Annotated in this window: 15 protein-coding genes and 1 pseudogene; 8 read left to right on the forward strand and 8 right to left on the reverse strand. The window is 41.6% G+C overall.

Annotated elements, in window-relative coordinates:
* Positions 1–342: 342 nt before the first annotated feature.
* From ACROAE_RS04750 to ACROAE_RS04770, 5 genes and pseudogenes are all read left to right on the forward strand, one after another.
* Complete coding sequence (locus tag ACROAE_RS04750) at positions 343–1,002, forward strand: hypothetical protein (protein WP_432399813.1); 660 nt, start codon at positions 343–345, stop codon at positions 1,000–1,002.
* Between the two features lie 296 nt (positions 1,003–1,298).
* Positions 1,299–1,748, forward strand: a pseudogene (locus tag ACROAE_RS04755) (ATP-dependent DNA helicase); the annotation flags it as partial.
* A 127-nt stretch (positions 1,749–1,875) separates the two neighbouring features.
* Positions 1,876–2,310 (forward strand): excinuclease, encoded by a 435-nt coding sequence (locus ACROAE_RS04760; RefSeq protein WP_432399814.1) that lies wholly within the window; start codon positions 1,876–1,878, stop codon positions 2,308–2,310.
* A 149-nt stretch (positions 2,311–2,459) separates the two neighbouring features.
* Entirely contained in the window at positions 2,460–2,816 is a 357-nt protein-coding gene (locus tag ACROAE_RS04765; protein WP_432399815.1) for a YkgJ family cysteine cluster protein, read from the forward strand.
* A 199-nt stretch (positions 2,817–3,015) separates the two neighbouring features.
* Entirely contained in the window at positions 3,016–4,026 is a 1,011-nt protein-coding gene (locus ACROAE_RS04770) for a D-alanine--D-alanine ligase (RefSeq protein WP_432399816.1), read from the forward strand.
* 115 nt (positions 4,027–4,141) lie between these two features.
* Here ACROAE_RS04770 and ACROAE_RS04775 read toward each other — a convergent pair whose 3' ends face one another.
* The 7 genes from ACROAE_RS04775 to ACROAE_RS04805 all read right to left on the reverse strand — a co-directional run bounded on the left by ACROAE_RS04775 (position 4,142) and on the right by ACROAE_RS04805 (position 10,635).
* Positions 4,142–4,729: a cytochrome c3 family protein gene (locus tag ACROAE_RS04775; RefSeq protein WP_432399847.1), complete on the reverse strand. Its 588-nt coding sequence runs from the start codon at positions 4,727–4,729 to the stop codon at positions 4,142–4,144.
* Between the two features lie 20 nt (positions 4,730–4,749).
* Positions 4,750–5,220 carry a nitrate reductase cytochrome c-type subunit gene (locus tag ACROAE_RS04780; protein WP_432399817.1) on the reverse strand — a complete coding sequence of 157 codons (471 nt, stop codon included), beginning with the start codon at positions 5,218–5,220 and terminating at the stop codon, positions 4,750–4,752.
* A gap of 11 nt (positions 5,221–5,231) precedes the next feature.
* Positions 5,232–7,721, reverse strand: a complete 2,490-nt coding sequence (gene napA, locus ACROAE_RS04785) for a nitrate reductase catalytic subunit NapA (protein WP_432399819.1) — start codon at positions 7,719–7,721, stop codon at positions 5,232–5,234.
* 2 nt (positions 7,722–7,723) lie between these two features.
* Entirely contained in the window at positions 7,724–7,981 is a 258-nt protein-coding gene (locus ACROAE_RS04790) for a chaperone NapD (protein WP_432399820.1), read from the reverse strand.
* Positions 7,982–8,024: 43 nt separating this feature from the next.
* Positions 8,025–8,183: a periplasmic nitrate reductase, NapE protein gene (locus tag ACROAE_RS04795; RefSeq protein ID WP_432399821.1), complete on the reverse strand. Its 159-nt coding sequence runs from the start codon at positions 8,181–8,183 to the stop codon at positions 8,025–8,027.
* 361 nt (positions 8,184–8,544) lie between these two features.
* A complete protein-coding gene (locus ACROAE_RS04800) occupies positions 8,545–9,453 on the reverse strand; it encodes a class I SAM-dependent methyltransferase (RefSeq protein ID WP_432399822.1) in 909 nt (302 codons plus the stop codon).
* Positions 9,454–9,486: 33 nt separating this feature from the next.
* Positions 9,487–10,635, reverse strand: coding sequence for an AI-2E family transporter (locus ACROAE_RS04805; RefSeq protein WP_432399823.1), 1,149 nt, complete (start codon positions 10,633–10,635; stop codon positions 9,487–9,489).
* 154 nt (positions 10,636–10,789) lie between these two features.
* Between ACROAE_RS04805 and folX the strand changes: the two genes are divergently transcribed.
* Positions 10,790–11,158, forward strand: coding sequence for a dihydroneopterin triphosphate 2'-epimerase (folX, locus tag ACROAE_RS04810; protein ID WP_248970602.1), 369 nt, complete (start codon positions 10,790–10,792; stop codon positions 11,156–11,158).
* An 83-nt stretch (positions 11,159–11,241) separates the two neighbouring features.
* Complete coding sequence (locus ACROAE_RS04815; protein WP_432399824.1) at positions 11,242–12,132, forward strand: TIGR01777 family oxidoreductase; 891 nt, start codon at positions 11,242–11,244, stop codon at positions 12,130–12,132.
* Between the two features lie 470 nt (positions 12,133–12,602).
* Here ACROAE_RS04815 and ACROAE_RS04820 read toward each other — a convergent pair whose 3' ends face one another.
* Positions 12,603–12,815 carry a hypothetical protein gene (locus ACROAE_RS04820; protein ID WP_432399826.1) on the reverse strand — a complete coding sequence of 71 codons (213 nt, stop codon included), beginning with the start codon at positions 12,813–12,815 and terminating at the stop codon, positions 12,603–12,605.
* Between the two features lie 227 nt (positions 12,816–13,042).
* On the opposite strand from ACROAE_RS04820, the gene ACROAE_RS04825 reads away from it, so the two are divergent.
* The gene (locus ACROAE_RS04825; RefSeq protein ID WP_432399827.1) at positions 13,043–14,146 is read left to right on the forward strand and encodes an ISAs1 family transposase; all 1,104 of its coding nucleotides are present in this window, start codon (positions 13,043–13,045) and stop codon (positions 14,144–14,146) included.
* The last annotated feature ends 272 nt before the right edge of the window (positions 14,147–14,418 follow it).

Here is a 14,418-nt window from a genome sequence, read left to right on the forward strand (position 1 = left end):
ATAGCTTAGAAGAGATACCTATGGCAAAGATGGTGGTAAGCTAAAGAATTCGAGAGTCAACCCACTCACGCCGAGGCTCGAAATTTTTCAGCCGCTGCATGATCAATACCACTCAGAAAAGCTTTACGGACGAATAGCGAACGGCAGTGACAACGCTCTATTTGCTGGAGAAGGCGTATCTTCGAGACTAACGATTGTTTGCCTTGATCTGGCTATCTTCAAATACCATTTAGGAAGGGTAAATAAACCGTAGATTATAGTTTGATATTTAGCCAAATTCATGGGTTACCATGTTGATGGATGTATTAATATAGGCTTATTTTAGATGGATTACTTTTGAATATGAAACGTTTAATGCTAGCGACTTTAAGTGTCTTAATTTTAACGGCCTGCGGTAATAAGGTTTCACCTTCTTCCGAGAGGAACCTAGTTACGAAAATAGAGATGAATACTACTGAGATTAGCAGTGTTGAAGTTAACAAGGTGAATGGCGTCGCTCAATTAATTATTGCTGATCAGATTTCGGAGCAAGCTTCTACATACTGCAAAGCAAACGAAATAATCTACATTAATACTAAAATAAATAAAGTTGAACGTAATCCCAGCAAGGATGTAGCTTATAAGCTAACGCCTACCAACAACAGATTATCGATGTGCTTGGCCAAAGATAATTCATATTTAAGCTACCGCTACGGTAACGGCGATACTGTAACGCTTGAAAACAAAGCGACCACTGAGCTGCCGTTTAGTCGGTATTATCAGCAGATAGGCCGAATGGGGAAGGATATTTTATTTTTTAGTAACGGTACTTACTATTATTATGTGGGTATTTCTGGCGGGATGGGTCGCGGCATATCAATTGATGTTTATAAGGGAGATGAACTGATTTCGGAACTTTTCTCTGGTAATACTATCGGTGAGGATTTCTTTTTGGCACCTAATTTAATACTACCTTCAGCATTGTTTAGTGAAAAAAAACCTCCACATAAAAAAATGCAATAATCTCTTAAAAACTAATGAAATGATGGCATATATGGCCATGTTACTCCATCCACTCATACCGATGCCCAAAATTATCGTATGTTGGATGATCAATACCACATATCAATGCCTTACGGGCAACTCACGAACAACAGTGACAACGCTCTATTTGCAGGAGAAGTCGCATCTTCGAGGCTAAAGATTGTTTGTCTTGGTCTGGCCATCTTCAAATACCGTTTAGAAAGGATAAATAAAGCGTAGTTTATTGGTAAATATTTATTTCATCGAATTTGATGGCCATACCATTGATATTATTGAAATTAATCCATGTTCAAGGTGAGTTTTACCTCGGCAGGCCAATCATTATTCAAAGTAACGATTACAACCTAGGCTTATTCAATGGCGACATTGGCTTAATTTTACAAGACAGTAATAAACCAGAGCGCTTAATGGCCCATTTTGTCATGGCAGATGGCAGCTTATTAAAAGTGTTGCCCGCCAGATTGCCAAGCCACGAAACCTGCTACGCCATGACAGTACACAAGAGCCAGGGCAGTGAATTTGATAAAGTCAGCTTTGTGCTGCCCATACGCCCTAGCATCGCCCAATGGCAGTTACTCACTAAAGAGCTGGTATACACCGCCATCACCCGCGCCAAAAACCATTTTTATTGCTTAGGCAGCGCAAACATATTTGAAAAAGCCAGCCAACAGGCCACCTCACGCGCATCAGGTTTAGCCTGGCGATTGTGGGGAGACGTTGATTAAAATGATCATGCGTTAATGTTTAAATAATCCTTTTTGATAAGTGTAATTCAACGTCTTTAATGTTACTTTTTTGGCGTAAGAGCAAGAAAGTAATTTAACAGTTTTAACTAAAAGGACTTTACTACACATGAAAAACACCTTAGCCGCCATGACGTTGGCACTATGCTTATTGCCTGCAACGTCTTTTGCTCGCGATGATATTGGCAGCTACTCTATAGCTGATGCCATGAGCTCAGAGCACGCTAAAAATAAGCTTGGCAACAATATTAACTTTTATTTTGGTGATCAAGCTTTTAGTGAACCCTTGCAGAAAATGGGTGAGTTTAGCACCAGTAAAAAAACCAATGCCTTTAATAAAACTGATTTAGAGGCCTGCCACTGGGTGTTTCTATCGGCAATGATAGCCTTAAAAGATCGTGCAATAAAAGAAGGCGGTAATGCGGTGGTAGAGATTAAATCAAACTATAAACATAACCTCACCAGCAGTAATGACACTTTTCAATGTGGAGCTGGCGCATTAATGGCTGGTGTCGCATTAACCGGTAAAGTCGTAAAACTTTAATTTTTATCGTTAGCGCTTTTAATTTTACACAGTAAAAATAACCATCAAACCATCAATCATCGTTTGATTGGTTATTTTCTTGTGAGCGATTGAGGATAACCAATCTAATTTACGGTATCCTTAGTGTAAATAGTTAACCGCAGCCTTTAATGCCTTCAAATCTTATTGCCAAGTTTACCGATATTGCCCCTAGCACGTCGTCTCAATCTGACAACGCTAGCCATTCATCGGTACAAACCAACAATCCAATAACCTGCTCAAACTGCCAAGCGTGTTGCTGCCGTTTAGAAGTGATGTTAATTACCGAAACCGGTGTACCTAAAGTCTATATAGCCAAAGATAATTGGGGCGGAGAAGTCATGCGCCGACTTGATGACGGTTGGTGTGCAGCACTAGATCGAGACACTATGATGTGTTCGATTTACGAAGTTCGACCGCTGATTTGCCGTGAATTTGAAATGGCCGAATACGAATGTGAATCTGAGCGCAAGGCGTTTGGGATTTAAACCTTTTTATTGTGCACTGATGATGTTAATCACCATTGAATCTAATTTAAAAAAACGAGATAAAAAGTAATAAACTTGCTGAAATATTATTAACGGTGGCTTGCGCTTAAGGGGCTTCGGTCTTTATCATAAGCACTACTTTTTTAGGGTTAACAGAATCAGGCGTTAACCCAATTCTTTTTGGTTTTCAGGAGTAAGCATGCCAAAGATTAATCTGCTGTTATTGTGCGGCGGTGGCGGTGCAGAACACGATATTTCGTTAATGTCTGCACGTTTTTTTGAGTCATCACTGGCAACGTCAGATAAATTTTCGGTACTTAAATTAGTACTCGACGAACACGGACATTACCACACTGAAGACGGTAAATTATGCGATTTAACCAATCGTCGTGAAATCCGTTTTGAAGACAACAACACTCCGGCATGGTCTGTTGATTATGTTATTCCTTGTATTCATGGGTTCCCAGGTGAAACCGGCGATATTCAGTCGTACTTTAACTTAATCCAACTGCCCTACTTTGGCTGTGAGTCTGAAGCCTCAAGTAACTGCTTTAACAAAATTACCGCTAAAATGTGGTTTTCTGCTCTAGGCGTACCTAATACGCCATACATTTTTTTACATCAACTTGACGATGATGCCATTAAGCAAACTGAAACGGCGTTTGATACTTGGGGCTCAGTGTTTGTTAAAGCCGCCTCTCAAGGCTCGTCTGTAGGCTGTTATAAAGTCGATGTGAAGGCCAATATTGCCAAGGTGCTTAAAGATGCCTTTAGCTACGCACCTTACGTGGTGGTTGAGCAAACGATTCATGCTCGCGAGTTAGAAGTGGCAGTATACGAATATCAAGGTGAAGTGGTCGCAACCTTACCGGGTGAGATTATTTGCGACAGCAATACCTTTTACTCATTTGAAGAAAAATACGCTAAAAACAGTAAAGCGCGCACCGATGTGGTTGCAGATAATTTAACAGCAGAGCTGAGTCAGCAAATTAGAGACTATGCCATTAAAGCTTTTAAAGGCATGAAACTGCGTCATTTATCGCGTATTGATTTCTTTTTAACTCAAGATAATCAGATTCTATTAAATGAAATCAACACCTTCCCAGGGCTAACACCAATTTCGATGTTCCCGAAGATGTTACAAAATCACGGCCATGATTTTACTGAGTATTTAATTGATGTAATTGGCAGACAAGTCGATTTGTCGTAACAGCTTTTGTCATCAACAAAGCGCGATAAACACGTTTATTTGCTTGTAAACGAGACAAAAAGATAAGGCCAGCAAATTGCTGGCCTTATTCATTTAAGTGTTTTGTCGAAAGCGTTTAGAAGCCTTCTACACCCGCCATGTCAGGTAATTGATGTGCAATCCCCTTATGACAATCGATACAGGTTTTTTCGCCGCTAGCCAGTGACGTTGAATGCATTTGCGATGCACGCTTAGACTGACGGGTAAAATCCATATAATCAAAGTTATGACAGTTACGGCACTCTAAAGAGTCATTGGCTTTAAGGCGGTTCCATTCATTTTCGGCTAAATGGCGACGCTTTGCTTCAAACTTTTCACGGGTGTTAATCGTGCCAAACACCTTACCCCACACTTCTTTAGACGCTTGCATTTTACGAGCAATTTTATCTGTCCAGTTGTGCGGTACGTGACAGTCAGGACACGTTGCACGCACACCGCTGCGGTTAGTAAAGTGGATCGTTGTTTGTAACTCTTGGTAAACGTTGTTTTCCATTTCGTGACAACCGATACAAAACTCTTCGCGGTTAGTTAATTCTAAAGCCGTGTTAAAACCACCCCAGAAAATAACCCCCGCAATAAAGCCACCGATGGTCAAAAAGCCAAGACTGTAATGGACACTCGGACGAAGCAGAATTTTCCATACCAGTTTTAGTTGTTCAAGCAGTTTTGCTATCATATTGACTCCTAGTGCTTAACCGTAGCTTTAGCTTTAATTAAGTGATCAATGTCAACGAAGTCATTTTCAACTAACAATTTCGCATCCAATTGCGGTGCATGGCACTGAGTACAGAAATAACGACGTGGTGATAAATCAGCCAAGAAATTATTATCACGGTCCATATAGTGAGTCACGCTCACCATCGGTGCCTGTGAATGGCCAGTACTAGTACGTGCATGACACTGAATGCATTTATTCACTTTAAGATCAATCTGATAACCATCAATCTTATGTGGAATTACCGGTGGCTGCATAGGATAGTTACGCACTTGCTTAACGTCAGTGTTGATCACCGCTTGCATGGCTGGCGGAGTCGGTTCAACGTTAATCGGTGCTAAACGCAATGTGTCGATTTTATCTTCAGGTACGCTGGTCGCCATTACGCTGACAGAGAACCCTAATAACGCGATAATCGATAATAATTTACCTGTTTTCATGGTCTGTCTCCTTAAGCCTTTACAATCTTAATGGCACATTTCTTATAGTCAGTTTGCTTCGACAAAGGATCTGTCGCATCTAACGTGACTTTATTAATGAGCTGACTGGCATCAAACCAAGGTACAAACACTAAGCCGACTGGCGGTTTGTTGCGACCACGCGTTTCAACACGAGTTTTAATCTCACCACGACGAGAAATTACACGAATCTCATCACCGCGACGCAAACCACGCTTTTTAGCATCTTCTGGATGCATAAAACACACGGCATCAGGGAAAGCTTTATACAGTTCAGGTACGCGTTGAGTCATTGAACCAGAATGCCAATGCTCGAGTACACGACCAGTTGATAACCAGATATCGTATTCTTCATCCGGCTCTTCTGCTGCAGGCTCATACGGTAATGCGAAAATAACCGCACGACCATCTGGTTTGCCATAGAATTCAAAGTCTTTACCGGCTTTAACGTATGGATCAGACCCTTCACGGAAACGCCATTTAGTTTCTTTGCCGTTAACCACAGGCCAACGTAAACCATGCTCTTTATGGTAAACATCAAAGTCTGCTAAGTCGTGACCATGGCCGCGACCAAAGGTAGCGTATTCTTCAAACAAGCCTTTTTGCACATAAAAACCAAAGTGCTTCGCTTCATCATTTAAATATTTAGGATCAGCATCGCTTAATGGGAATTTATCAACATTGCCATTTTGGTAAAGCACTTCAAATAAGGTTTTGCCTTTAAATTGTGGATTAGCCGCTAATACATCCGCTGGCCACACTTCGTCAGTGGTAAAACGTTTAGAGAACTCCATTAACTGCCACAAATCTGACTGTGACTCACCAGGAGCTTTAACCATCTGATGCCAAAATTGAGTACGACGTTCGGCATTACCGTAAGCACCTTCTTTTTCTACCCACATTGCTGTTGGTAAAATCAAATCGGCGGCTTGAGTGGTTACTGTTGGGTATGCATCTGACACCACGATGAAGTTTTCTGGGTTACGATAGCCAGGTAATCCTTCTTCGTTAATGTTGGCGCCGGCCTGGATATTATTATTGACCTGAACCCAGTAGCAATTTAAATCGCCATCTTTTAAGCGACGGTTTTGCTCAACAGCATGATAACCAGGTTTAGGTGGAATAATGCCACTTGGGATCTTCCAAATATCTTCTGCGTGTTTTCTGTGTTCAGGGTTAGTCACTACCATGTCTGCAGGTAAACGATGTGAGAATGTACCCACTTCACGTGCGGTACCACAAGCAGATGGCTGGCCAGTTAACGAGAATGGGCTGTTACCTGGCGTAGAAATTTTACCCACTAATAAGTGAATGTTGTAAATCAGATTGTTACACCACACACCGCGGGTATGTTGGTTAAAGCCCATGGTCCAGAATGACGTGACTTTACGATCTGGATCAGCATAAAGCTCTGCCAATTCGATAAGCTTGTGTTCTGGCACGCCAGATAACTTACTCACAGACTCAACATCATAATCAGCAACAAATTTAGCAAACTCGTCGAAATCCATCGGTGTAGAGTCGCCAGCGGTCGCGACGTTTTTGGCTTTCATTTCTAATGGATGCGTTGGACGTAAACCATAACCAATGTCGGTTGTACCCTTACGGAAGTTAACGTGCTTGTTGATGAAGTCTTTATTCACTTTGCCATTTTGGATAATGTAGTTGGCAATAAAGTTAAGCATTGCTAAATCGGTTTGTGGCGTAAATACAATCGGTAAATCAGCCAAGTCAAATGAGCGATGCTCAAAGGTAGACAGTACCGCAACTTTAACGTGCGGTGCACTTAAACGACGGTCAGTAATACGAGTCCACAAAATGGGGTGCATCTCGGCCATGTTTGAGCCCCAAAGCACAAACGCGTCAGCCGCTTCCATATCGTCATAACAGCCCATCGGCTCATCAATGCCGAAGGTACGCATAAAGCCGCCCACGGCAGATGCCATACAGTGACGTGCGTTAGGGTCGATGTTGTTTGAACCAAAGCCCGCTTTCATTAACTTAACCGCAGCGTAGCCTTCCCATACTGTCCATTGACCAGAACCAAACATACCAACAGCAGTTGGACCTTTAGCTTTAATGGTGGCTTTCCAGCGCTCAGCCATAGTGTCGAAGGCTTTTTCCCAGCTAATTGGGGTAAATTCGCCATGTTTGTCGTATTTACCATCGGTCATACGCAACATAGGGGTTTGCAAACGATCGCGACCGTACATAATTTTAGAAAGGAAATAACCCTTAATGCAGTTTAAGCCGCGGTTCACTTCACTTTTCGCATCACCATGGGTAGCAACCACTTTACCGTCACGGGTGGCAACCATAACCGAACAACCTGTGCCGCAAAAACGACAAGGTGCTTTGTTCCATTCGAGTTTAGTTTGTTCAGAGCTAGTGATCAGGTTGCTTGCACTTGTTGGCAATGCTAAACCTGCAACACTTGCCGCTGCGATAGCGGCATTGGCTTTCATAAAATCGCGTCTATTCATTTTCATATTTCACCTTCTTCTAACACTTCACTTTGGTGATACACCATGGTGGCCGACAACACACCAGGAATGGCATTTATTGTTGATATATCATCCATCAACGATCGTTGGCTCGGACCTTCAACGACAACCACTAACTTAACGTCATTATTAGCTGACAACTCAGCATTTTCGATGGCCATTATTGTCTGTCTGACTTCAGCCATTTTCTCAGGTTTCACTTGGACAATTAGGCTGGTTACGTGCAGTTCATTGCTCATTACATCACTCTCATTTAATGATTTTAATTATTGGATTGATGGATTAACCAGCGCCTGGAGGCCCTGTCAGTATTTGGCTAAACCAAATACTAAAGCCAAGTGCACTAACGAGTAGCACTGATAAAATTGGCGCTAAAAACACGGTCAAAAAGATGAAAATTTTCAGCTCTAAGCCTTTCAAATTGGTAGTAACTTTACTCATAGACCCTCCAGTAGTGGGGGATAAAACAACACAGACTTATATTTGTTGTTTCTTAATTAGGACTCGGGGAATTTTACCGTTTATCAATTAACAAACTATATACTCACAAATTGGTAAACTAAGGGTTATATGATCTAGATCATCAAATTAGGTAAATCATTATTCAGATCGAAGTTCTTAAACATAAATACCGATTAAATAAAGACTTATTTACCGATTATTTGATGAATATCAACTTTTGCTAACATAATTAAATTCAGCTTTCGCAGTTAAGATGTTAATGAACTGTAGTAGACAAACGCCCATAAAAAAACCGACACCTTAACGGTATCGGTTTTGTAAAATAAAAATGGTTATACTGTTAGCTCAAACGATAACGCAATACTTTGAGTGATTTTTGCTCATCGATGTCAGCAAATACACTTGGATTGTCAATGCGCTCAACATAGGTCAATTGCGGTGCAGTATTACTCACTTGCTGCATTAAAAAATCACACCCAAGCTCAGGCGCATTGAGGCACAATAACACTTCCCCTTGCGGCGCTAACAAGTCTGGTAAACGTTTTAACAGACGCTCATAATCTTTAGTGGCCACAAAACTACCACGTTGGTTGCTTGGCGGATCTGCCACAATTAAATCATAGGGCCCTAACTTTGTTAGCTTGCCCCAGGACTTAAAAATATCATGGCCTAAATAACGGGCTCCAACAGGTAAATCGTTGAGTAAATGGTTTTGCTTACCAATACTTAATGCCCCTTTACTCATGTCCATATTAACCACTTCATCAGCCCCACCTTGCAAGGCCGCCACCGAAAAACCACACGTGTAAGCAAACAAATTAAGCACTTTTTTATGCTTGGTATGTTGTTTAACCCATGCACGGCCATTGGCCATGTCTAAAAAGAGGCCATGGTTTTGGCCACGCAGTAAATGCACCAAAAAGCGGGCGTCGTTTTCAGTCACCACGTGTTGCTCAGGCACCTCACCGTACAATAAGTCGCTAAAGGTTTGGCCACCATGGCGATATTGATAGACTAAATTAAGCGGCTGATTTGGGTATGTTGATTGCCAAAACGCCACAATGGCACTCACCAATTCATCACGCTGCTCATCGTCTAACATTTTAAAGCTCGTGAGCAGTAATACCGGTTTATACCAATCTAAACAAAGATGCTCATCGCCAGCAAATAGACCACCACGACCATGAAATAAACGGCAAACATCTTCGCCAACAGTCAAACTGGGTAACACTTGTAAAAAACGCTTCATACTCTCTCTTACTTACTCTATTGACTCATCAATTTATGATGGTTTGGATTGTTCATCATCAGTATTAACCGGGCTTTCATCCGTTTGTTGTGCAGTGTCATCGGCTGAGGTGGCAGCAACTTGCTCGACATTTTCAGGTTGATTAACGATGTCTTCGACATCATCTGAAAGCAATATCGCTAACCATCCGCCCGACTGACTAGACTCAAGGCCAATTTTTACAATCATTGTTAATGGTACCGACAACAGCATACCGACCGATCCCAGTAGCCACCCCCAAAAAATCAATGATAAAAATACCACTAGTGTAGATAAGCCTAAGCCGCGGCCCATAAAACGAGGTTCAATTACATTGCCCATCACCATATTGGTGCCTACATATAACAGCCCAGTAATGCCCGCAGCGCCAGGTCCCATTTGGATAAATGCCAATAACACCGCTGGTATAGCAGCAATAATCGACCCAATATTAGGAATATAATTAAACAAGAACGCAATTACAGCCCACAATAGCGCATAGTCAACGCCAATGATGCTCAGGCCTATTCCAATAACCCCTGCGGTGGCCAAGCTCACTAAGGTTTTAATCACCATGTATTGATTAACAGAGTGTAAAAACTTGTCGATTTGCTTTAAACGCATGTCTGGATCGTCTAACGCTAAATGGAATTTTTTAGGCAGTGATTGTGCTTCAAATAACATAAACACAATGGTCAAAATAATCAGGAACAAATTGGCCATCACATTACCCACACCAGATAGCATATTGGTGGTCATGGATAGCGCCATACCGGGATCAAAATAATCGAGCACTTTTTGCTTAGATATTTGAATATTAAAGCTTTGTAGCTTTTCAATAATCCAAGCAAACTGTTCAATTAATTGCTGGCGATATACCGGCATCTGTTTTGAGAATTCATTAATTGAACTGCCCACCAAGCTGGCTAGCCATAACCCCATCAGCACGATAAACGCCATCAACAAAATAATCGATAACCATTTAGGTATCCGATATTTAGACAACAACACAATGGCTGGGTTACAAATCACCGCCAAAAATGCTGACAGCACAAAAGGCACCACGATTGGACTGGCGGTTTTAATCCCCGCTAAAATAATCACCACACACGCCATAACCACAAAGCTGCGCACGGCCATTGACGACTGCTGTATTCCTTTCATAGGGTAAAAAATCCTTATTGCTACTTATTAAAATAATTGATTATGCTAAGCTAAACCCAGTAACGTGTTGCTAATTAAGTTAAATTTTATTGCTTTGCATCTTAACGTTGGCCATATTAGCAGCTAATCACATTTAAGGAATAACACACACAATATGAAACCAGAAACCGCTATTATACGCATTAAAAACCTACGGTTACGTACTTATATCGGCATTAAAGAAGACGAAATCAATAATCAACAAGATGTTATCGTCAATGTGGTTATTCATTATTGTGCCGACAAAGCTCGTAATAGCAACAATGTTGCTGATGCGTTGAATTATCGCACCATTACTAAAAAAATCATTGCCTTGATTGAAAATAATCGCTTTTCGTTATTGGAAAATCTTACCAACCAAACATTAGCTATTGCCAGCGAACATGATTGGGTTGAGTTTGCCAGTGTCGAAATAGACAAACCGCACGCACTGCGCTTTGCTGACTCGGTATCAATGGAGTTGTGTTACCAAAAGCCGCAATAAGCCAGTAACGGTTTAGCGGATGATCATTTTGATGTTGACGGCCGTATAATTGATTTATTTCGGCATACTATATTGAGGGTGATATGAAAATCTTAATCACTGGCGCCACCGGCTTTGTAGGCCAGCAATTGGTTGATTCGCTCACACAACATCAACTGGTTATTTTGAGTCGTAACATCAGCGCAGCTAAAGCTAAGCTTGGCGAACAACATCAATACTGGTCAAGCCTGGCTGACAAAACCGACCTCAATGACATTGATGCAGTGATCAATTTAGCTGGCGAACCTATAGTCGCAAAACGTTGGTCAGCTAAACAAAAGCAGCTTATTTGCAATAGCCGCTGGGATATTACCGCCGCTCTTAGCCAGCTTATCCGCAACAGCAGCAACCCGCCTCACACCTTTATTAGCGGCTCAGCAATCGGCTATTACGGTGCTCAAAGTTCAACGCCTGTTGATGAAAAAAGCGGGTTTCACGCCGAATTTGGCCACGACATTTGCCAAAAATGGGAAGACCTCGCCCTGCAAACACAATCGCAACAAACCCGTGTGTGCATTACTCGCATTGGCATTGTATTGGGTAAAAATGGCGGCGCGTTAGCCAAAATGTTACCACCGTTTAAGTTAGGGCTTGGCGGGCCAATTGGCAAAGGCGATCAAGGCATGAGCTGGATCCACATCAGCGACTTGGTAGGCTTAATTAACTATTTACTCGAGCGCCCGCCTTTGCAAGGCGTGTTCAATGCCACTGCACCAAATCCGGTGAGTAACAAAGTATTCTCACAAATCTTAGGTAAAGTGCTTAATCGACCAGCGATTATCACCACGCCACCGTTAGCACTAAGACTGGCTATGGGTGAAATGTCACAGTTACTTATCGAAGGCCAATTTGTACTGCCCACCAATGCGCTTAAAGCCGGTTATGAGTTTAACTATACCGATATTGAAGCTGCACTCACTGATGTGGTGAGTTAAAAGCGTGGTGAGTTAAATGGGTTTTGGATTGAACCTGTAGTGAATTGAATGTGTAGTGGTAAAAGAAAGCCGTACAGTTGCATGGCTATAATAAAATGTAATCACTTTAACAACTGACTCTTGGAAAAAGTGATTTATTTATCTGATTACTCTAGCCTAATTGGTCTTTGGTTCGCTTATTTAATATCAATAATTCTTTGTTACTCATTGCCTGCCGTAGCTGATTTACAGGCCGCAACGAATGTCGCGAGTACAAGTATGTGGAAAAGCGACTGCTGCAGATGAGTCAGTGAGACGCCACAAGCACATCCATGTGGGCTTAACCAAGACATCCCTGTTTTGGATACTCGCTGACTCATCTGCACCAGTCATTATCTCTCTTCGATTAAAACTTTTTGTCACTGAGGGTGATAACTCAATAAAGCAAAAAACGTACGATCGAAAATAAAAATATCTAGAAAACTAGCGGGTTATTTATTTTTTGCCCCCCACTTTACATACGTGTGTTTTGTACTCCACTTTCCAGAGATAATCATGACATAAACACCAATTGTAATTATACCAAACATTAATCCTATGAAAGGCGATGAACTCCCAACAAGTATAGACATACCAAGTGAAGTGCCTAAGCATAATGTTAAAGCACCAAGCTGAGCTCGATTGAGTTTATGGTTTAATTTCATCTTTGACTCCTCATTCGTGAATTTACTGAGAATCTAAATTCTCAGGTGTACGGGCTATTCGCCTAACAAAAGTACACTTGTGATAACGACGTGGCTTCGCGCCAGGGGCCGATCATACTCGATCGCTTTTCATACATCCTTTTTAAAAACAAAGAGATAAAAAATAGCTTGATTGATCTCGCCAGTGTGATCAAATAGCGCTCTTTTTCTTTGTCTTTATACTTAATATGCTTAAACATCTCGATAAGATTACTGATTGCCGTTCCCATATAAATCAAGAACATGATGTCATTGATATCTGCTTCCTCGTCCTGAGCGCAGTGATATCAGGTGCGCAAAGTTGGGCCGATTGCCACGAGTTCGGGACATTAAAACTCATGTGGCTGCGTCAATATCGCCCCTTTGCTAATGGTATTCCCAGCCAGCAGAGTATTGGTCGAATCTTCAGAGGAGTGTCAAAGCAATCCTTGCTAGATACCTTGTTGAGTTGGGTTAACGAGCATCGGCTTAGCACAGGACTTTCTTTTATTGCGATTGATGGGAAAGTGCTTAAAGGTGCCAAAGCATCAGCCTCAAGCGCTGCATTACATATGGTCACTGCATATGATACCGGCTCTGGTTTAGTCTTCAGTGCTAAATCAGGTGCGAGCAAAAAGAGTGAACTCAAACTCGTTCAAGAATTGCTGACATGTCTTGATTTGAAGTCTGAGTTACTGACATTTGATGCGCTGCATTGCCAGACACAAACACTTGATTATATTGTCAAAGAAGGTGGGCATTGTATTTTGCAAGTCAAAGGTAATCAGCCTAAGCTGTACGAGGCAGTACAGGCACAATTTGCTGATTACATTACAAATACTCCAGATGCCGAATGCTTTACGCAAGATGATAAAGGCCATGATCGAGTTGAAAAACGGATAACGTTTCAGTGTCCATTGAATTTACCCGCTGAGATAAAGATGAAATGGTCTCAATTAAAAACATTAATCGCAGTAGAGCGTCATCGAAAAGTGGGTAACAAAACCAGTATAGATACACACTTTTATGTCAGCAGTGCAGTATTGACATCAGAAGCCTTTGGTACAGCGATTAGGGCTCACTGGCAAACGGAAAACAATCAGCATTGGCTTTTAGATACACTATTTCAAGAAGATAAGCAGAAGATGTATGATGAAGATGGTGCCAGTATTCTGGCTATTTTAAGGCGTTGGGCATTAAATCTAGTGAAGCTACATCCCGCTAAAACAAGCCAGAATCAGAAATTCAATAGGGCTTGTTGGAGTGATGATTTCAGGGAAGAGATTATTTTTGGCGCTGGTCAAAAAGTGTAATCAGCCCCTGGCTTCGCGCGGCCTATCCTTATTGTATGGATAATAACTAAGTAATTTGGGTAAAGTGAGACCCAAGCTTTTGTTGCAACTTAAGCCTTCTATTTGATAGCTCGATATCCTTATGGCTCCTCTATTGAGAGACCGATAACGTGAGCATCATGTAGAACTCCAAGCACTCATCTCGAATAGTCGACTGGGTCTAGAACCCGTATTTCGCAATAAAGAGAACGCTTATTATGAATAGTAATCACATGCAAAACATCAATGTCGGA

The sequence above is a fragment of the Shewanella sp. MF05960 genome, from assembly GCF_050849305.1.
Classification (GTDB): domain Bacteria; phylum Pseudomonadota; class Gammaproteobacteria; order Enterobacterales; family Shewanellaceae; genus Shewanella.